At 72.7% G+C, this 18049-nt stretch carries 19 protein-coding genes; 8 read left to right on the forward strand and 11 right to left on the reverse strand.

The annotated features are described in order from the left end of the window. Position 1 precedes the first annotated feature (1 nt). The 3 genes from ABT026_RS16230 to ABT026_RS16240 all read left to right on the forward strand — a co-directional run bounded on the left by ABT026_RS16230 (position 2) and on the right by ABT026_RS16240 (position 3320). Complete coding sequence (locus tag ABT026_RS16230; protein WP_351115086.1) at positions 2 to 853, forward strand: M23 family metallopeptidase; 852 nt, start codon at positions 2 to 4, stop codon at positions 851 to 853. Between the two features lie 199 nt (positions 854 to 1052). Then, positions 1053 to 1844 carry an SGNH/GDSL hydrolase family protein gene (locus ABT026_RS16235; RefSeq protein ID WP_351115238.1) on the forward strand — a complete coding sequence of 264 codons (792 nt, stop codon included), beginning with the start codon at positions 1053 to 1055 and terminating at the stop codon, positions 1842 to 1844. A gap of 321 nt (positions 1845 to 2165) precedes the next feature. Further along, entirely contained in the window at positions 2166 to 3320 is a 1155-nt protein-coding gene (locus ABT026_RS16240; protein WP_502967999.1) for an MBL fold metallo-hydrolase, read from the forward strand. Between the two features lie 147 nt (positions 3321 to 3467). Here ABT026_RS16240 and ABT026_RS16245 read toward each other — a convergent pair whose 3' ends face one another. Beyond that, a complete protein-coding gene (locus tag ABT026_RS16245) occupies positions 3468 to 3788 on the reverse strand; it encodes a DUF8108 domain-containing protein (protein WP_351115089.1) in 321 nt (106 codons plus the stop codon). A gap of 416 nt (positions 3789 to 4204) precedes the next feature. Here ABT026_RS16245 and ABT026_RS16250 point away from each other — a divergent pair, with 416 nt between their 5' ends. Beyond that, positions 4205 to 5065, forward strand: a complete 861-nt coding sequence (locus ABT026_RS16250) for a helix-turn-helix domain-containing protein (protein WP_351115091.1) — start codon at positions 4205 to 4207, stop codon at positions 5063 to 5065. A gap of 73 nt (positions 5066 to 5138) precedes the next feature. On the opposite strand, the gene ABT026_RS16255 is transcribed toward ABT026_RS16250, so the two are convergent. The 4 genes from ABT026_RS16255 to ABT026_RS16270 all read right to left on the reverse strand — a co-directional run bounded on the left by ABT026_RS16255 (position 5139) and on the right by ABT026_RS16270 (position 7197). Next, a complete protein-coding gene (locus ABT026_RS16255; protein WP_351115092.1) occupies positions 5139 to 5561 on the reverse strand; it encodes a hypothetical protein in 423 nt (140 codons plus the stop codon). An 85-nt stretch (positions 5562 to 5646) separates the two neighbouring features. Next, complete coding sequence (locus ABT026_RS16260) at positions 5647 to 5940, reverse strand: LysE family translocator (protein WP_351115093.1); 294 nt, start codon at positions 5938 to 5940, stop codon at positions 5647 to 5649. Between the two features lie 145 nt (positions 5941 to 6085). Next, a complete protein-coding gene (locus ABT026_RS16265) occupies positions 6086 to 6388 on the reverse strand; it encodes a LysE family transporter (protein ID WP_351115094.1) in 303 nt (100 codons plus the stop codon). A gap of 158 nt (positions 6389 to 6546) precedes the next feature. Further along, complete coding sequence (locus tag ABT026_RS16270; protein WP_351115095.1) at positions 6547 to 7197, reverse strand: TetR/AcrR family transcriptional regulator; 651 nt, start codon at positions 7195 to 7197, stop codon at positions 6547 to 6549. Positions 7198 to 7346: 149 nt separating this feature from the next. On the opposite strand from ABT026_RS16270, the gene ABT026_RS16275 reads away from it, so the two are divergent. From ABT026_RS16275 to ABT026_RS16285, 3 genes are read left to right on the forward strand one after another with little or no spacing between them, the layout of a single operon-like run. Then, positions 7347 to 8747: a flavin monoamine oxidase family protein gene (locus ABT026_RS16275; RefSeq protein ID WP_351115096.1), complete on the forward strand. Its 1401-nt coding sequence runs from the start codon at positions 7347 to 7349 to the stop codon at positions 8745 to 8747. Next, complete coding sequence (locus tag ABT026_RS16280) at positions 8744 to 9598, forward strand: universal stress protein (RefSeq protein ID WP_351115097.1); 855 nt, start codon at positions 8744 to 8746, stop codon at positions 9596 to 9598. The genes ABT026_RS16275 and ABT026_RS16280 overlap by 4 nt, the downstream gene beginning before the upstream one ends. Further along, the gene (locus tag ABT026_RS16285) at positions 9595 to 11178 is read left to right on the forward strand and encodes an APC family permease (RefSeq protein WP_351115099.1); all 1584 of its coding nucleotides are present in this window, start codon (positions 9595 to 9597) and stop codon (positions 11176 to 11178) included. The genes ABT026_RS16280 and ABT026_RS16285 overlap by 4 nt, the downstream gene beginning before the upstream one ends. A gap of 112 nt (positions 11179 to 11290) precedes the next feature. On the opposite strand, the gene ABT026_RS16290 is transcribed toward ABT026_RS16285, so the two are convergent. Both ABT026_RS16290 and ABT026_RS16295 read right to left on the reverse strand, forming a co-directional pair. After that, complete coding sequence (locus ABT026_RS16290; protein ID WP_351115100.1) at positions 11291 to 12727, reverse strand: family 43 glycosylhydrolase; 1437 nt, start codon at positions 12725 to 12727, stop codon at positions 11291 to 11293. Continuing rightward, positions 12709 to 13686, reverse strand: a complete 978-nt coding sequence (locus ABT026_RS16295) for an arabinan endo-1,5-alpha-L-arabinosidase (protein WP_351115101.1) — start codon at positions 13684 to 13686, stop codon at positions 12709 to 12711. The genes ABT026_RS16290 and ABT026_RS16295 overlap by 19 nt, the downstream gene beginning before the upstream one ends. 276 nt (positions 13687 to 13962) lie before the next feature. Between ABT026_RS16295 and ABT026_RS16300 the strand changes: the two genes are divergently transcribed. Next, entirely contained in the window at positions 13963 to 14763 is an 801-nt protein-coding gene (locus ABT026_RS16300) for a glycoside hydrolase family 71/99 protein (RefSeq protein WP_351115102.1), read from the forward strand. A gap of 64 nt (positions 14764 to 14827) precedes the next feature. Here the strand turns inward: ABT026_RS16300 and ABT026_RS16305 are convergent, their stop codons facing one another. The 4 genes from ABT026_RS16305 to ABT026_RS16320 form a co-directional block, all read right to left on the reverse strand. After that, positions 14828 to 15214 (reverse strand): VOC family protein, encoded by a 387-nt coding sequence (locus ABT026_RS16305; RefSeq protein WP_351115103.1) that lies wholly within the window; start codon positions 15212 to 15214, stop codon positions 14828 to 14830. Between the two features lie 104 nt (positions 15215 to 15318). Then, positions 15319 to 16695, reverse strand: a complete 1377-nt coding sequence (locus tag ABT026_RS16310; protein ID WP_351115105.1) for an amino acid permease — start codon at positions 16693 to 16695, stop codon at positions 15319 to 15321. 258 nt (positions 16696 to 16953) lie between these two features. Further along, positions 16954 to 17208 carry a hypothetical protein gene (locus tag ABT026_RS16315; protein ID WP_351115106.1) on the reverse strand — a complete coding sequence of 85 codons (255 nt, stop codon included), beginning with the start codon at positions 17206 to 17208 and terminating at the stop codon, positions 16954 to 16956. 61 nt (positions 17209 to 17269) lie between these two features. Beyond that, positions 17270 to 18007, reverse strand: a complete 738-nt coding sequence (locus tag ABT026_RS16320) for a class I SAM-dependent DNA methyltransferase (protein WP_351115107.1) — start codon at positions 18005 to 18007, stop codon at positions 17270 to 17272. Positions 18008 to 18049: the final 42 nt, after the last annotated feature.

Raw genomic sequence — 18049 nt, forward strand, 5'->3', positions numbered from 1 at the left:
CATGCCCGCGAAGCGTCAGCAGCACCGCCGTCCCACCGGCGTCCAGCGCCTCACCCGCTCCATCGCCGTCGCCGGAACGGGCGCCATGGTGCTCGGCCTGCCCCTGATGGGCTCCGCCACCGCCCACGCCGCCGCTCCGCAGAACGCGGCGCAGAGCGTGCCGGCCGCAGCGAAGAAGGCCGTCGGCCAGACCTACACGGTCAAGAAGGGCGACTCCCTCTCGAAGATCGCCGAGAAGAAGAAGGTCGCGGGCGGCTGGAAGAAGCTGTACAAGATCAACCGCGAGGCCGTCGGCGACAACCCGCGCCTGATCAAGCCCGGCACCAAGCTGGACCTCGGCAAGAAGGCGGCCGCCAAGCCCGCCAAGGCCAGGACCGCCGCGAAGGCCGCCCCCGCGAAGCCCGCCGCCCCGAAGACCACGGTCGCCGACGCCGCCGCCACGAGCGGCTACACCGCTCCCGTGGACGCCGCGAGCCTGGGCACCGCCTACCACACGCCCGGCGGCATGTGGTCCAGCGGCTACCACACCGGCTCCGACTTCGTGATCCCCACCGGCACCCCGATCAAGGCGATCGCCGCGGGCACCGTGGTGGCGGCCGGCGACGGCGGCGCCTACGGCAACCAGGTCGTCATCCAGCACGCCGACGGCATGTACTCCCAGTACGCCCACCAGTCGCAGCTGTCCGTCTCCGTCGGGCAGACCGTGACGGTCGGCCAACAGATCGGCCTGTCCGGCGCCACCGGCAACGTGACCGGCCCGCACCTGCACCTCGAGATCCGCACCAGCCCCGACTACGGCTCCGACGTCGACCCGGTGGCCTACCTCAACTCGCACGGGGTCAGCCTCGGCTGACGCCCCTGAGGGACCTGGCGGTCGCACGCGAACCGAGGGCCGCACCCCCCGCCGGGGTGCGGTCCTCGGTGTGTTCGGGCCCTCACACGTGGTATTTCTCACCCGCCGTCAACCCCTCCCTACGGTCGCGTAGCTCACAACCGAAGGAGGAGGATGCCTCGATGTGGCAGACGATTCGAAGAATGACAGAAGAACAGTGATCGGGTCGGTCGGGTCGTACGTGGCCGTCGGGGACAGCTTCACCGAGGGCGTCGGGGACCCCGGGCCCGACGGGACGTTCGTCGGCTGGGCCGACCGCCTCGCGGTCCTCCTCGCCGACCGCAGGCCGGAGGGCGACTTCCGCTACGCCAACCTCGCCGTGCGCGGGAAGCTCCTCGACCAGGTCGCCGCCGACCAGGTCCCCCAGGTCCGTGACCTCGCCCCCGACCTGGTGTCCATCTGCGCCGGCGGCAACGACATCCTGCGGCCCGGCACCGACCCCGACGACGTCGCCGAGCGCTTCGAGAAGGCCGTCGCGGAGCTCGCCTCCGCGGCCGGGACCGTCCTCGTCGCGACCGGCTTCGACACCCGGGGCGTCCCCGTCCTCAAGCACCTGCGCGGGAAGATCGCCACGTACAACGGGCACGTCCGCGCCATCGCCGACCGGTACGGCTGCCCGGTGCTGGACCTGTGGTCCCTGCGCAGCGTCCAGGACCGCCGCGCCTGGGACAGCGACCGCCTGCACCTCTCCGCCGAGGGGCACACCCGGGTGGCGCTGCGGGCCGGCCAGGTCCTCGGTCTCGAGGTCCCCGCCGACCCGGAGCAGCCCTGGCCCCCGCGCCCCCAGCGCGGCGTGCTCGAGGTCCGCCTCGACGACGTCCACTGGGCGCGGGAGCACCTGGTGCCGTGGATCGGGCGCCGCCTGCGCGGCGAGTCCTCGGGCGACACGATCGTCGCCAAGGGGCAGCTGGCGCTGGACGACCTCAAGTCCTGGCTCGCCAGGGCGGTCTGACGCGCGGGCCGTCGGGGCGTGGCGGTGAAGCCGCCCGCCCGGCGGGGTCCGGCGGGGCGGCTCGCGGTCCCTTCCGCCCCGCCCCGTCGTGCCCCGCCCGGCGCGGCGCGGCGTCGGTGTCCGCGGCCCGCGGGCAACGTGAGGTCACGTCCCGGCGTCCTGGGGAACAGGGACGCCCGCGCGGACGTTGCCGGAAGGTCCGCGCGGACACACGTAATGCGACGACGCCGGCCCGGACCACCGGTCCGGCGCGGCGACTGGAGGCCACCTGTGAGCGACACCGGTTCCCTTGCCCGTTCCGTCTCCGCGGCAGGGGCGTCCCTGCTGCGCGGCCTGCGGCCGGAGTCCTTCGGGGCCGAGCCCCGGGGCGAGCGCCTGGCCCGCATCCAGGCCTCGCCCCACTTCGCCGACGGCGTCTTCCGCAACCCGGACGGCCCCGCCCGCACGACCCCGGCCCCCGCCGCGCGCCGCGAACTCGCCAAGGGGTTCCTCGACCGCGAGGCCCGCGCGCTGCGCGCACCCGCACGGCCGATACCCCTGCACCCCGGCACCCTCGCCGAGCTGTCCTCCCCGCCCGCCGACGGCCTGCGCGTCACCTGGCTCGGCCACTCCACCGTGCTGACCGAGATCGACGGCCGCCGGGTGCTGTTCGACCCGGTCTGGGGTGAGCGCTGCTCCCCGGTCGGCTTCGCGGGCCCCCGCCGGCTGCACCCCGTCCCGGCGGAGCTCGCCGCGCTCGGGCCGGTGGACGTGGTGGTGATCTCGCACGACCATTACGACCACCTGGACATGCCCACCATCAAGGCGCTGGCCGGCACCGACACCCTGTTCGCCGTGCCGCTCGGTGTCGGCGCCCACCTGGAGCACTGGGGGGTCCCCGCCGACCGCCTGCGCGAACTCGACTGGCACGAGTCCACCCGCGTCGGCTCCCTCACCCTCACGGCCACCCCCGCCCGCCACTTCTGCGGCCGCGGCCTGCGCAACACCCAGCACACGCTGTGGGCCTCCTGGTCCGTGGCGGGCGACCGGCACCGCGTCTACCACAGCGGCGACACCGGCTACTTCGAGGGCTTCCGCGACATCGGCGCGCGCTTCGGTCTGTTCGACGTCACGATGATCCAGCTCGGCGCCTACTCCGAGCACTGGCCGGACATCCACATGACGCCCGAGGAGGGCCTGCGCGCCCACCTCGACCTCCAGGGCGGCAGCCCCGGCGGCGTACTGCTGCCCATCCACTGGGGCACCTTCAACCTGGCCCTGCACCCGTGGGCGGAGCCGGCGGAGTGGGCGAAGGACGCGGCCGAGGAAGCCGGCCAGACGATCGCCTTCCCGGTCCCCGGGCAGCCTTTCGAGCCCGGCCGAGAAGTTCCGACGGAGCCGTGGTGGCGGGCGGTTTCCGCACCGCTCCAGCGGCCCTGGCGTCAGCGCGGGGACGGCACGGTGGACGTCCTCCCCGGAGGCCGGCCCGCACGGTGAGGGGGACGACTCCCCCGGATCGGCAGCGGCCGTGGGGGAGCGTGCCGACACACAACCGTCCGTCCACGGCACCACGTTCCACGCGATGGCCGCCGTGCGCAGACCACCCGTGGGGGCGAAGAGGAGCAGGCCCCGCGGCCGCTCCGGTCAGAGGCCGCGGATCCTGTTCCAGCGGCTGATGTGCATCGCGTACAGGACGTTGCCGATGCCGGCCGTGAAGAGGAACAGCCAGAAGTGGGCGGCCACGGACTGCCGGCGCCGGCGCATGCCGCCGTACGCGACGGCGGAGGCCATCGCCGAGACGTTGTTGTTGATGACGACGGGCGGAGGCTGCTGCCACTGAGGCGGTGCGGGCTGCCACTGAGGCGGTGCCGCCTGCCACTGAGGGGCCGGCTGCTGCGCGGCTCCCTGCGGGGTCGGCTGCTGCTGCCACTGCGGCGGCTGGTGCTGGGGGTTGGGGTAGGACATGATGGTGATCCTTCTGCGCACGCGGTGTGCAATTGGTGAAGATCGAACGGTACGGTGCGAAACCATCGAGGTCAACGCCGGTGCGCGGCTGCGGAGTGCGCTCTGCGTGGTCGGCAGCCGGCCCACCCCTCGCATTGCTGCGCTGTCTGCCGGCCCCGGCACCTGATAGCCCGTATCCGCAGGTCATGACCGCTGCCGCACCGGCCCGTCGCCCAGGCGACGGCCGCGTCGACTGCCGAGGGCCGCTCGTCCCGGGGGAGTTCGAAGCGGCGGGGCAGCGGCTGGACCCCCCGGCCGGTGCCGACTCCCCGTGCGCCGTGGACCGTTGCCGTCCGGAGGACCGTGCGATGCGGGCGCGAGCCCGCACCCGGTCACCGTGGTGATCGTCCGGGGCCCGATCCGCTACGGTCGGAGCCATGACGACTGTCGGCCCCGGGTCCACCCGGTCCACCCGAGACGGCACGGTCGGTTCCCTGTTGCGGGGCTGGCGCGAGAGGCGCCGCATCAGCCAGCTCGAGCTCGCCCTGCGGGCGGAGAGTTCGGCGCGCCACATCAGCTTCATCGAGACCGGTCGTGCCAGGCCGAGTCAGGCGATGGTGCTGCGGCTCGCCGAGCATCTGGAGGTCCCGGTACGGGAACGCAACGCGCTGCTCATCGCCGCCGGTTACGCCCCCGTCTACACCGAGAGGCCGCTGCACGACCCGGCCATGGCGGCCCTGCGCTCCCAGCTGGACAGTCTGTTGACCGCCTACGAACCCAACCCGGCGCTGGTCGTGGACGGTTCCTACGACGTGGTGGCCGCCAACAGCGGCACAGCCCTGCTGCTGCGCGGCGTGCCGGACCACCTGCTGCGGCCGCCGATGAACGCCCTCCGTCTGAGCCTGCATCCCCAAGGGCTCGCCCCCAGGATCCACAACCTGCGGGAATGGCGGGCGCACCTGCTGGAGCGGCTGGAGCGCCAGCTCGCGCTGCGGCCCTCGGTCTCGCTCCGCGAGCTGCACGAGGAGGTCTCCGCCTACCCGGTGCCGGGCGGCGATCCGGACGGCCGGCAGCCCGCCGGGGACGCCTACGCCTACGCGCTACCCCTGCGCGTCGAACTGGACGGGCGGGTGCTGTCGTTCATCTCCACGCTCACCACGTTCAACACACCCATGGACGTGACCGTCTCCGAGCTGGCGGTGGAGACCCTGCTCCCCGCCGACCCGGAGACGGCGCAAGCCCTGCGGGTGATCGCGGCCGGGGCCGCCGCCCGACCGTCACACCCCGGGGATGCCTGACGGTTCCCCCCAGGGGAGGTGGGCGGTGAGGCAGCCGGTGACGGGCTGACCGCGGCCGCGCCGACCGCCGCGGTCAGCCCCGGGACCGGCGCAGCGCGACGAACTGGAGGGCGGCGAAGCCTCCGACCGTCATCGCCTGCATCGGGATCCAGACCGTGCCGAGCGTGGTGGGGGCGTCCAGCCACAGCAGGAGCGTCAGGAAGCTGAGCACCGTCCACACCAGGTTCGCGTCGATCACCGCCGTCACCGCGGCCGCGGGCGGCGTGGGCCGGGTGGACACCACGGCCACCGCGACGGCGAAGGCCAGGAGGAAGACGCCCAGGCCGAACAACAGGTCGCTGCCCACCCCCAGCATCTCCCCGACGGGCTCGGAGGCCACCAGGTAGGCGATGCCGTTGGCGCCGGTGACGGCGGCGTCGAGGGCGAGGAAGCGGGACAGCCACACCCGTGCGCCCTCCTGGGGGCGGACGGCGGTCGATGCGTGGGTCGAGGTCATGGCAGGTGTTCTCCTCGGAGGTCGTCGGCAGCGGTTCTGCGTCCGTGTGGTTCACACCCTCGTGCAGGGGCCGACGGGCCGTCGATTACCGCAGAGGTAATGGGGAGAGACACCGGGTTGGCTCAGGCGGAGACGGCGATGCCGACGCCGATCGCGACGAACAGCCAGCCGGTGTCAGCTCCCAGCGGCGGTGCACGGCCGGGCGGGCGAGGAAGGCACGGAGCCGCGCGGCGACCGCGACCAGGGCGAACCAGTAGGCGACACCGATCAGCACGTCCAGGGCGCCCAGCAGGAAGATCTGCCGTGCCGGGGACCCCTCGCCGTGCACGAACTGCGGCAGCACACTGAGGAAGAACAGCGCCGCCTTCGGGTTGAGCACATTGGTCAGCAGCCCCCGCGTGAACCCGGAGCGCCACCGCCCCCACCGCCCCGCGCCGGAGTCGGCGCCGGTCTCCGCACCGGCCTCTGCGTCGACCTCCGCATCGCCGGAGCCGCACCCGGAGCCGGCCGGGGGAGTGGCCGGTTCACGCCGGGCGGCCCGTGCCCGCGCGGCCCGCCAGCACCGCCCGTACGCCGAGGTACACGAGGTACGCCGCGCCCAGCAGCTTGACCGCCTCGAAGACCACCGGGCTGCGGGCCGCGATCAGCGACAGCCCGACCGCGGCGGCGAGCATGTGCACGCACAACCCGGTCTGCGCGCCCAGGGCCGCCGCCCGCCCCTTGGACGGGTGGGCGGCGGCGGCCTGCACCACCACGAGGAAGTCCGGGCCGGGCACCAGGTAGGCCACCAGCACCACCCCCAGGAAACCGGCGAGGTCGACCGACATCCGCTCTCCCTCCGTCGCCCGGTCCGCACTCCACGTCGGCGCGTCCGGCCCGGGTACGGGTGCCCGCCCAGGCCCGCCGAAGGCAGCGGTGTTCCGGCCACCCCGCGTGCGGACGGGGCCGCCGATGCCCCATCAGGAGGGTTGCTGTTCCCGGGAGTTCACCCGGCGAGGGCCCGCAGCCGGTCCCGGAGACCCGCCAGCACCGTGGCCAGTCCCAGGTCGAACGCGGCCCGGGCCGCGTCACGTCCCACGCGCGCGCCGACGACCTGTGCCAGCACGGGGGCCTGGCCGGCCGGGACGTCGAAGATGTCGTCGGGCGCCGCCGCGTCCAGGGCCGACCCGAGGACGAAGGACTCCACGGCCACCACGACGTCCATGATCTGGTCGTCCGGCCACCCCCCGGCGCGCAGACCGGCGGCGACCTTCTCGTACATCGCGACCGTGTGGGGGGATCCGGCGACGGGCGTCACCGCGATGACGGGGACGAGCGTCGCGTGCCGTGCGTACGCGTCGAGGTAGGAGTGCGCCCACGCCTCGAGCGCGGCGTCCCAGGGCCGCACCTCGAAGGCCGAACAGTCGATCTCCCGGTTGACGTGGTCCTGGATCCACAGCAGGAGCTGGCGCTTGTTGCTCACGTGGTTGTAGAGCGCCGAGGGCGCGACCCCCAACTGCCGTGCCAGCGCCGCCATGGTGAGCGCCGTGTACCCACGCAGCTCGATCAGCTCCACCGCCGCCCCGGTGATCTTCTCCTGCGACAGCAGGGGCGCGGTGGGGCGCCCGCGGCGTCGCGGCTGGTCGGAGGATGTCACCGCGTCACCCTCTCACGACGCCGCTTCGACGCTCCCCCAGGGGCTGTCCGGCAGATGAACTTCTTACCCGGGACCTATTGACGGGGCACTTCCGGCCCGGGCTAAATGAGCGACATTCATATTGCCTTCGGGAAGAAGCACCAAGCACCATGCACAGCCCCCAGCCCACCCCCCTCACCCTCGACCGTGACGTGGTGGTCGTCGGCGCCGGCCCGGCCGGCCTGTCGACCGCCCGCCGCCTCAGCGAGGCCGGCGTCCGCGTCGCCGTCCTGGAGGCCCGCGACCGAGTCGGCGGGCGCACGTGGAGCGACACCGTGGACGGCGCCTGGCTGGAGATCGGCGGCCAGTGGGTCTCGCCGGACCAGACCGAGCTGCTGGCCCTGCTCGACGAGCTCGGCCTCGAGACCTACGCACGCCACCGGGAAGGCGACTCCGTCTACGTCGCCCCGGACGGCACCCGCACCCGCTACACGGGCGACCGCTTCCCGGTCGGCGAGAAGACCGCCACGGAGATGGAGCGGCTGATCGAGCTCCTCGACGCGCTCACCGCCGAGATCGGCGCCCACGAGCCGTGGGCGCACCCCCGGGCCCGCGAGCTCGACACGATCTCCTTCCACCACTGGCTCCGCGGACAGTCGGACGACGAGGAGGCCTGCCGGAACATCGGGCTCTTCATCGCCGGCGGGATGCTCACCAAGCCCGCGCACTCCTTCTCCGCGCTCCAGGCCGTCCTGATGGCGGCGTCCGCCGGCTCCTTCTCGAACCTCGTCGACGAGGACTTCATCCTCGACCGGCGTGTGGTCGGCGGCATGCAGTCGGTCAGCGAGGCCATGGCCGCAGCCCTCGGGGACGACGTCCACCTCTCCACCCCGGTCCGGACCGTGCGGTGGGACGAGGCGGGAGTCACCGTCGTCTCCGACCGCGTCACCGTCCGCGCCCGGAAGGTGGTCATGGCGGTGCCGCCCAACCTCTACACCCGGGTCTCCTACGAGCCGCCGCTGCCCCGCCGTCAGCACCAGCTCCACCAGCACCTCTCGCTCGGCCTGGTGATCAAGGTGCACGCGGTGTACGAGACGCCCTTCTGGCGCGCGGACGGCCTCTCCGGCACCGGATTCGGCGCCGGCGAACTCGTCCAGGAGGTCTACGACAACACCAACCACGGCGACACCCGGGGCACCCTGGTCGGCTTCGTCTCCGACGAGAGGGCCGACGAGGTCTTCGCCCTGCCGGCCGCCGAACGCCGTCGCCGCATCCTCGAGTCCGTCGCCGTCTACCTCGGAGAGCGGGCACTGGAGCCGGTCGTCTACTTCGAGTCCGACTGGGGCAGCGAGGAGTGGACCCGCGGCGCCTACGGCGCGACCTTCGACCTCGGCGGCCTCAGCCGGTACGGCGCCGACCAGCGCACCCCCGTCGGCCCGATCCACTGGGCCAGCTCCGACCTGGCCGCCGAGGGCTACCTGCACGTCGAGGGCGCCCTGCGGATCGGACGCCTCACCGCCGAGGAGCTGCTGGACGAGCTCGCGGACACGTCCCGAGGAGAGTCCTCATGAGCGCCCCGCACTACGTCGTCGCCTACGGCGGGGACGACCGGAGTAGGATCGCCCTGCGGACCGGCGCCGACCTCGCCCGGTCGCTGGGAGCGGTCCTCGACATCGTGCTCGTGATCCGCGCCGACGACCCCTTCGGCGCGACGTACCCGCCTGCCCCGGACGTCGAGTCGCTGGTCGAGCACCAGGCCCGGCAGTGGCTCGACGAGGCGCGGGCGTCGGTCCCCTCCGGCGTGCCGGTCCACACCCACGTCCGCCGGCACCGGTCCGTCGCCCAGGGGATCCTGGAGGCCGCGGCGGACCTCGACGCCCGCCTGGTGGTGGTCGGCACGGCGTCCGGCGGCGGCCCCGGCTTCACGGTCGGGCCGGTGGCCACCCAACTGCTCCACGCCTCGCCGGTGCCCGTCGCCCTGGTGCCCCGCCGTCACGAGTCGCCCGGGCTGCTCGACCGCGTCTACTGCGCCGTCGGCACCCGCCCCGGGGCCCAGCTGGTGGTGCGCGAGGCGGTCGAGGCCGCGCGTCGCGCCCGCCTCGACCTGCACCTCGTCTCGCTGCTGGAGCTCGACGAGCAGCACGGCGCCGAGGAGCCCGCACGCCGGCGCGCGACCGAACTGATCGCGGCCGCCGCGGAGGGCTTCACCGACGGCCGGGCCCGGGTCGAGATCGGACAGGGCCGGACCATGAAGCAGGCCGTCGAGTCCATCGCCTGGGACCCGCGCGGCGTCCTGCTGATCGGCTCCTCACGCCTCGCGCCGGGACGGCGCACCTTCCTCGGCACCACGGCCGCCAGGATCCTCCGGCACCTGCCCATCCCCATGGTGGTCGTGCCGCACACGGACGGAGAACCGCGATGACAGCGACGACCACTCAGACAGCCGGCGCCACCGCCTCCGGCGGCAACGACGGCGGCAGCGACGGCGGAAACGGCGGCGGCGACGGTGCCGGGGGCGGCGGCAAAGGGCTGGCGCAAGGTCGCGTCGGACTCCTGGGCGCGGTCGTCATCGGTGTCTCCTGCATCGCCCCGGCCTACACGCTCTCGGGCGCGCTCGGCCCCACCGCGGCCGTCGTCGGGGAGCAGCTCCCCGCGATCTTCCTCGTCGGCTTCGTCCCGATGCTCCTGGTCGCCATCGGCTACCGCGAGCTGAACCGGGCCATGCCGGACGCCGGCACCACCTTCACCTGGGCCTCGCGCGCCTTCGGCCCGTGGGTGGGCTGGATGGGCAGCTGGGGTCTGCTGGCCGCGACCATCCTGGTGCTCTCCAACCTGGCCGGCATCGCGGTCGACTTCTTCTACCTGCTCCTCGCCCAGGTGACGGGCGACGACGGCCTGGCCGACCTCACCCGCAACGTCCCGCTCAACGTCGCCACCTGCCTGGTCTTCATGGCCCTGGCCTGCTGGATCTCCTACCGCGGACTCGAGGCCACCAAGGCGGTCCAGTACGTCCTGGTCACCTTCCAGGTCGGCGTCCTCATCTGGTTCTCCGTCGCCGCCTTCGGCCACGTGAGCGACGGCACCGCCTTCGACGCCGCCTCGATCGACGCCGAGTGGTTCAACCCCTTCGCGGTCGACTCCTTCTCGTCCTTCGCCGCCGGCATCTCCCTCTCGGTCTTCATCTACTGGGGCTGGGACGTCGTCCTCACCATGAACGAGGAGACCAAGGGGTCCGCCACCACGCCGGGGCGCGCGGCCCTGACCACGATCATGGTCATCGTCGCCCTGTACATGGCGGTGGCGCTCGGCGTGCTCAGCTACTCCGGCATCGGCGACGGCGCGCACGGACTCGGCAACGCCGACATCCAGGAGAACGTCTTCGCGGCACTCGCCGGCCCCGTGATGGGACCGACCGCCATCCTGATGTCCCTCGCGGTGCTCTCCTCGTCGACCGCGTCCCTCCAGTCGACGTTCGTGTCCCCGGCACGCACCATGCTCGCCATGGGCCACTACGGCGCACTGCCGCCGGCCTACGCCCGCATCACCCCGCGGTTCCAGTCCCCGGGCTACGCCACGGTCGCGGCCGCGCTGGTGGCCTCCGCCTTCTACGCCGTCATGCGGGTGCTGTCCGAGGACGTCCTGTGGGACACCATCACCGCGCTCGGGATGATGGTCTGCTTCTACTACGGCATCACCGCACTGGCCTGTGTGTGGTACTTCCGCAAGGAGCTCGGCCGCGGCGTGAAGGCCTTTTTCATGAAGGGCCTGCTGCCCGGCACCGGCGGCATCCTGCTCCTGATCTTCTTCGTCCAGACCTGCTACGACTCGATGGACCCGTCGTACGGATCGGGGTCGCAGATCGGCGGCATCGGCCTGGTCTTCATTCTCGGCGTCAGCGTGCTGCTGCTGGGCGTCGTCGTGATGATCGCGCAGCGGCTGCGCCGGCCCGGGTTCTTCCGGGGCGAGACCCTTCCCCGCACCGATGCGCGGAGCACGGACTGACGCCCGGCTCCCCGGGCCCCGCGGGCCGGTTCCGCCGAGACGCGTGGGTCTCGGCGGAACCGGTCCGCGGGCGCGTCCGGATGCCCTTCCGGGAGGCGGCGGCCCCGCCCCGTCATACCGGGGTGAGCCGCCACTGCTGGCAGGCGTTGTTCAGCCACGACCACTGCCGGACGTCGGCCCCGTCCGCGGTGGAGCAGTTCGCCACGTCGGCGACCTTGCCGGTGGCCTGGTTGACGATCCTGACGTGGCCGCCGTCGGTGGCCAGGAACCGGAACCGCTGGCAGGTGTTGTCCAGCCACGACCACTGCCGCAGGTCCGCGCCGTCCGCGGAGGAACAGTCCGCGGTGTCGAGCACCTTGCCGGTGGCCGCGTTCACCAGCCGATGGGTGTCGTCGCCCCGGTCCTCCAGCCGCCAGCGCTGGTTGCTCCCGCCGTTACAGGCGTACTGCCGGACGTCGGCCCCGTCGGCCGTCGAACCACCGGCCACCTCCAGGCACTTGCCGCTGTTGCGGTTGGTGAGGGTGTAGGTGCGCAGGACCGCCGAGGGCTCGCCGGCCGGTCCGGCGAGGCCCGATCCGAGCGCGACGGGCGCGCCGAAGTCCGGCGTGCCGTCGGCGTTCCAGGTGAACTTCTGGGCCCGTGCCGTGCGGCCGTTGTCGCAGCCGTCGGACGAGGAGTCGTTGGCGTGGTAGACGATCCAGCTCTCGCTGCCGTCGGGTGAGGTGAAGAACCCGTTGTGGCCCGGGCCGTAGACCCCGGCAGCGTCGTCGCGCTGGAGGACGGGCGTCGCCTTCTTCGTCCAGGACGACGCCGACAGCGGGTCCGAACCGGTGAGGGTGAGCTGCCCGAGCTTGTAGTCGGGCGTCCAGCAGCCGCTCGCCGAATAGATCAGGAACGTCCTCCCGCCGCGTTGCAGGATCTCCGGTCCCTCGTTCACCGTGCCGCCCTGGCGCTCCCAGGACAGCGTCGGCGTCGAGATCGTCCGGAACGAGCCGCTCACCGTGTACGGATTCGACATGCGGGCCGCGACGATGTTCTGCGTGCCGCCCCCGCTCGTGCTGCCGAACAGGTACAGGGCGCCGTTCACCGTGGCGACGTGCGGGTCCAGCATCCAGGCGGGGTTGAGCTGCCCGCGGTAGGTGTACGGGCCCATCGGGTCGGAGCCCGCGCTCTCCAGGACGTGACTGCGCTGGGTCGGGTTGTAGTCGGAGACGTTCTGCCCGGCCACGTAGTAGAGGTACCAGCGGCCGTTCAGGTGGTGCAGCTCGGGCGCCCAGATGTTGCAGCAGCGGGAGGCCGCGTCGCCCTTCCACACCTGCACGCTCGGCGCCGTGGCGAGCCCGGCGAGCGTCGGCGCCTTGCGGACGGTGATGACGTCCGTCCAACTCGTCGTCACCAGGTAGTAGTTGCCGTCGTGGTAGGAGATCCAGGGATCGGCCCCCTTCTGCGCCTTCACGGGGTTGGCGAACGAGGCCGCGCTCGCGGGCGACTGCCCGAGCGACAGGGCGAGCAGCAGCGCGGCCAGCAGGATCAGTAGGCGACGGGCCATCCGCTGCTCCAGTTCAGAAGGTTGACGCCCAGCTTGGCGGTGCCGTTGTCCTGGCCGTCGTAGTAGTGGTAGACGATCAGGTCGCCGTCGGTGTCGTGCAGGATCGACTGGCCGCCCGGTCCGATGTACCGTCCGTGCGACTCCAGCACCGGGGTGCCGCCGCCCAGCATCATCGAGACGCCGTTGCGGTCGCGGTACGGTCCGGTGACGCTCGTCGCGCGGCCCACCTTCACCTTGTAGGTGGAGCTGGTGCCCGCGCAACAGGTGTCGTACGAGGCGAAGAGGTAGTAGTACCCGTTGCGCTTCACGATGTACGGCGCCTCGACGGCCTTGCTGCCGGTCGGACGGGAGGCGAGCGGGTAGCGCGTGGAGTTGCCGGAGAGCTGCTTGCCGGTCGACGGGTTCAGCTGGATCATCTTCAGCCCCGTCCACCAACTGCCGAACGACAGCCACCACGTGCCGTCGTCGTCGACGAACAGGTTGGGGTCGATGGCGTTGAAGTCGCTGGAGGCCGACGAGGTGTACACGACGCCGGCGTCTGACCAGGAACCCGGCAGCCCCGTGCCTGAGGTGGCCAGGCCGATGGCCGACCGGTTGGAGCCGAAGGTGGAGACGGCGTAGTACATCAGGTACCTGCCGCCCTGGTACGAGATGTCGGGCGCCCACGCCTCGGTGGTGCCGTACTGCGTCCACCAGCCCGGGCGGGTGGAGAACGCCTGGGAGCCGCCGCCGAAGGCGATCCGGTCGGTGGAGGTGCGGTAGGCGATGCCACCGCCGGTGCCGTAGAGGAGGTACCGCCCGTCCGGCTTGCGGAGCATGGTCGGGTCGTGGACGGTGACGGTCCCGGTGACCTGGCCGGGGTTCGGATAGGCGTGCGCGGTGCTCGGCAGCAGGGCGAGGAGGACGGCGGCCGGGACCGCCGACAGGATTCTTCTTCGTGTGCGGGATGTACGGCTCACGCGTGCCCTCCGGGGGAGTGGGGGTGCGGTGCTCGGACGCGGCGGTTCGCAAGGGGACCTTCCCGCACCGCCGGGTCTCGTACATCGGCGAAAACACCGGTACGCGCGGAATCGCCCCCGGCCGCCCTCCGGACCTGGCCCGCGGCGGACGGGGCGACGGCAGCCTCAAGTTACCAACGGGACACCCTGGGAATCGGGATGCGTACCGGCCAAGATGTCTTCGACGATCAACCCGCCCGGGACCGCCGGGCGGCATCGGGACTGGAGGCCCTGCACATGAGGAAGACCCGCTTATTCGCCGCGCTCACCGCCCTGCTGGCGGCGACCACCGTGGCGGCGCCCGCGTCCTGGGGGTCCGCCCCCGGACCGGACCACCGCGGTGGTGACCGTACCTGCGCCCACCGCCACCTGATGTTCTGCGAGGACTTCGCCACCCTGCGCGGTGGCGGGGCCACGGGGGGCCGCGGCTGGACGACGGACACCGCCAACGGCACGCTGAGCGTCGAGCGCGACGCCTCCCGTCACAACAAGCACCTGCGCATCCGCACCGAGGGCAACGGCAAGGCGTTCCTTCAGGTCGACGGCGTCAGGCCGCCCGCCAACAGCTTCTGGGGCCGCGTCCGCCTGCGCGTCGACGCCTTTCCGACCGCGCCCGACTGGGCGCACTGGACCATGGTCGAGGCGACCGGCGAGGGCCCCGGTTACATCCGTCCGCTCGGCGGCCAGTACGTGCCGAACCTCGGCAAGAACCTGTGGGGCGTCGGCTCCGACGGCGGGCCCACCGGCGACTGGACGGCCTGGCGCGAGTCCGCCCCCGCCACCGCCGGCGTCTGGCAGTGCGTCGAGTGGCGGATGGACGCCTCCGACAACCGGATCTCCGTCTGGATCGACGGGAAGCCCAAGCCCGAACTCACCGTCTCCACCCGCGATCACGGCGGTGCCGACACGGACTTCGTCTTCCCGAAGTTCGACACGGTCAAGATCGGCTGGCAGCTCTACCAGGGCAACCCGAGCCCGTCCTCGTACGACGTCCGCATGGACGACATCGCCCTCGACGGCCGCCGCATCGGCTGCTGAGGCGTCCGGGCCCGCATCCCTCCCGGGCGGTGCGGGCCCGGCAGCTCCTCACCGCGGCCCCGCGTCAGCGGCCTTGCCGGGCGACCAGGGTGAAGGAGTGACCGGCCGGGTCGGCGTAGGTGCGCACGTCGCGCGGGCCGGAGTTGTCGCGGGTCTCGATGGGACGCGCGCCGAGGCCGACGGCTTCCCGTTCGGCCTCGTCCATGTCCTCCTCGGCCACCAGGATGTGCAGGTGGGCCTGTTGGGAGTCGTCGGGGCGAGGCCAACTGGGCGGTGCGTAGCCGTGGTCACGGCGGACGGCGAGGTGGTTCCCGTCGTTGCCGACGACCTCGACGAAGTCCGGGTCGTTGCCGCGCCGGACGGTGGCGCCCAGCAACGCGGCGTAGAAATCGGCGAGTTCCTCGGGCGCGGCGCAGTCGAGGACGAGCACTGAGGTCTTGGAAGTGGCCATGCCGTACGTGTTCCCGCCCCCGGCCCGCCCAAGGCGCGCGCATCCGGCCGTCCCCCGGCCCGCGGAGGCGTGCCCTGGCCCGCGCCCGGCGCCGGGCCGACAGGTCAGTGGCGCTTGCCGGCCGTGGTGACCGCGTACACCAGGACGCCCGCGAAGAGGAAGAGGGCGCCCTGGTAGACGGCCGCGTAGCCGGAGCCGGCGACCAGCCAGAGGGAGAAGCAGGCGGCGGTGGCGGCCACGGTCAGGTCGCGCAGCAGGCGGGCGCGGTTCACCTGGTCGTGGCGGCCGGCCACCAGGTGGCGCAGCTGGGCGGCGGTGGCCAGGAGGTAGGGGACGGTCGCGGTGAAGGTGGTGATCAGGACCAGGACCTCGAAGATCCGGGCCGAGTGCGACGCGTAGTTGTAGACGGTCAGAAGGGAGGAGAGGACCACGGTGACCGCCACGCCGAAGACGGGCACCCCGCGGCGGCGGTGGGCGAAGCGGGCCGGGAAGAGCCCGTCGCGGGCGGCGGCGTACGGGGTCTGCGCGCTGAGCAGCGTCCAGCCGTTGAGGCAGCCGGTCATCGACACCAGCGCGGCCACCGCGACCGCCCAGCCGCCCCAGGTGCCGCCGACCATGACGTTCACCGCGTCGGAGAAGGGGGCGGAGGAGCCCACCAGGTCGTCGTGGGCGACGGTGCCGAAGACCGACAGCGTGCCCAGCAGGTAGACCAGCGCCGCACCGGCCGTGCCGATGACGGTCGCCCGGCCCACGTTGCGCCGGGGATCGGCCACGTCACCCGCGCTCACCGCGGCGGACTCGACGCCGAGGTAGGAGAACAGCAGGATCGCCGCGGCCGCCGAGACCGCGCCGATCGTGCTCTGCCCGCTCGCGTTGAAGGGGCCGAGGTTGTCGGCGTCGAAGAAGAAGAGGCCGCCCACGGCCACCAGCAGCAGGGGCACGAACTTCAGGACGGTGGAGACGAGCTGGACGGCGCCGACCCACCGGGTGCCGGCGAAGTTGGCGAGCGCCGGGAGCCACTGCAGGACCAGGGCGGCCGCGCAGAGGGACCAGCGGTGGTCGCCGACGACCGGCAGGAGCACGGTCAAGTAGCCGACCGCCGCGACGGCCAGCGCCGCGTTCGAGACCCAGGTGGTGATCCAGTACGACCAGGCGGCGAGGAACCCCGCGAAGTCGCCGAACGACTCACGCGCGTAGACGTAGGGGCCGCCGGTGCGCGGGTCGCGCCGCGCGAGCCGGCCGAAGGTGAGGGCCAGCGCGATCGCGCCGACGGTCAGCACCGCGAAGGCCACCAGGCTCACGGTGCCGAACGGAGCCACCGAGGCAGGCAGCAGGAAGATGCCGCCGCCGATGATGTTGCCCATGACCAGAGCGGTCGCCACCGGGAGGCCGAAGCGCCGGGCGTGCCGGCTGCCGTCACCGGCCGGCGGAGCCGGGGTGCGGACAGGGGCAGGGGAGGATGAGGTTCCGGTGGGGAGCATGGGTGGTGCGCCTCTCGTCGTGCAGACGCCCGGGATCGCCGGGCGCGCCGACCATGATTGGGTACGAGAGGAGATGACGCCAAATCGCACGATATCGTCCGCCTGGACCCCTGCGAGCGCGGCAGATTCTCCGTCGCAGGGGTCCCCGGACCGAAGGATTCCGGTCGGCCCGTGACGGGCCGGGAGGCGGGACCGTACAGGTGGGACCGGGCCCCGCAGCTGGGGCCCGGCAGCCGGGACAGGGCCCGGCGGGCGGGATCAGGCGCCCAGCTTGCCGATGGAGTCGCTCAGGGACGCCGCCGTCCGGGTGAGGTCCGCCTCGTCGGGCGAGGTGCCGCCCAGCCGCTCGACCAGTTCCCCGCGGGTCAGCACGACCGCCGCCCCGCGGAAGGCCGAGTCCCCCTCCAGGGCGGCGCCGTCGACCACCTGTGCCGTCCCTTCGAGCAGGACCAGGGAGGCGTCGTCCGACGGCCTGTCCAGCAGCTCCTTGACCAGCGTCTCGTCGATCACCATGCGTGTCTTCCCTCCGGCTAGCCGCTGTGTGCGCGGGTGCGGGTACCCGCCCTCGGGCGGCTCAGGCGGGCTTGCGCCAGACGGAGACGTGCTTCTCGGAGTCGTTGGTGAACGGGGAGCCGTCCCAGTCCGCGACCCGCAGCTCCCGCTCGAGTCCCGCGATGCGGGCCATCAGGTCGAGCTCCGCCGGCGACGCGTACCGGTGACGGGAGTTGCCCCGCCGGTAGCGGCCGTCCTCCTCCAGGACGAAGTGGTGGGAGACGAGGAGCTGCTCGGTCGTGTCGATCGTGTCGAAGCCGAGGTGTCGCTCGGAGACGTCGAAGGGGACGGCGGTCTGCCCCGGCGGCATCCGGCGCAGGGGGAGAACGCCCAGCTCGATCACGAAGCGGCCGCCGGGGGCCAGGTGCCGGGCCGCGTTGCGGAAGCACTCGACCTGCTCGTCCTGGGTGAGCAGGTTGGAGATCGTGTTGTAGACCAGGTACACGAGGGTGAAGCTGCCGGGCACGACGGTGGTGGCCATGTCGCCGAGGACGACCGGCAGCGTCTCCTCGTCGACCTTGCGGCGCAGTACGGCGGCCATGTGCTCGGACAGCTCGATGCCGGTCACGGGCACGCCCCGCTCCCGCAGGGGCACGCCGACGCGGCCGGTGCCGATGGCGAATTCGAGGGCGGGGCCGTCGCCGGCCAGTCGGGCGAGGAAGTCGACGGTGGGGCCGAGCACTTCGGGCGAGAACATCACCGTCTCGCCCGCGTCGTTGCGCTCGGCCATGGCCTTGGACCAGATCTGGCTACTCGTCACGAGCGGACAGTGTGCTGATCCGTCGGCAGGCTGTCGAAGGGT

Origin of the sequence: Streptomyces sp. NPDC002734 (assembly GCF_040295685.1) — a bacterium.
Classification (GTDB): domain Bacteria; phylum Actinomycetota; class Actinomycetes; order Streptomycetales; family Streptomycetaceae; genus Streptomyces.

Excerpts from the sequence above, each read along its gene's own strand:
- ABT026_RS16275 (WP_351115096.1), top strand. The coding sequence starts at position 7,347 with ATGCACAGCCCCCAGCCCACCCCCCTCACCCTCGACCGTGACGTGGTG.
- ABT026_RS16290 (WP_351115100.1), bottom strand. The coding sequence starts at position 12,727 with ATGGCCCGTCGCCTACTGATCCTGCTGGCCGCGCTGCTGCTCGCCCTG.
- ABT026_RS16285 (WP_351115099.1), top strand. The coding sequence starts at position 9,595 with ATGACAGCGACGACCACTCAGACAGCCGGCGCCACCGCCTCCGGCGGC.
- ABT026_RS16265 (WP_351115094.1), bottom strand. The coding sequence starts at position 6,388 with ATGTCGGTCGACCTCGCCGGTTTCCTGGGGGTGGTGCTGGTGGCCTAC.
- ABT026_RS16255 (WP_351115092.1), bottom strand. The coding sequence starts at position 5,561 with ATGACCTCGACCCACGCATCGACCGCCGTCCGCCCCCAGGAGGGCGCA.
- ABT026_RS16300 (WP_351115102.1), top strand. The coding sequence starts at position 13,963 with ATGAGGAAGACCCGCTTATTCGCCGCGCTCACCGCCCTGCTGGCGGCG.
- ABT026_RS16245 (WP_351115089.1), bottom strand. The coding sequence starts at position 3,788 with ATGTCCTACCCCAACCCCCAGCACCAGCCGCCGCAGTGGCAGCAGCAG.
- ABT026_RS16250 (WP_351115091.1), top strand. The coding sequence starts at position 4,205 with ATGACGACTGTCGGCCCCGGGTCCACCCGGTCCACCCGAGACGGCACG.
- ABT026_RS16310 (WP_351115105.1), bottom strand. The coding sequence starts at position 16,695 with ATGCTCCCCACCGGAACCTCATCCTCCCCTGCCCCTGTCCGCACCCCG.
- ABT026_RS16280 (WP_351115097.1), top strand. The coding sequence starts at position 8,744 with ATGAGCGCCCCGCACTACGTCGTCGCCTACGGCGGGGACGACCGGAGT.
- ABT026_RS16315 (WP_351115106.1), bottom strand. The coding sequence starts at position 17,208 with ATGGTGATCGACGAGACGCTGGTCAAGGAGCTGCTGGACAGGCCGTCG.
- ABT026_RS16230 (WP_351115086.1), top strand. The coding sequence starts at position 2 with ATGCCCGCGAAGCGTCAGCAGCACCGCCGTCCCACCGGCGTCCAGCGC.
- ABT026_RS16305 (WP_351115103.1), bottom strand. The coding sequence starts at position 15,214 with ATGGCCACTTCCAAGACCTCAGTGCTCGTCCTCGACTGCGCCGCGCCC.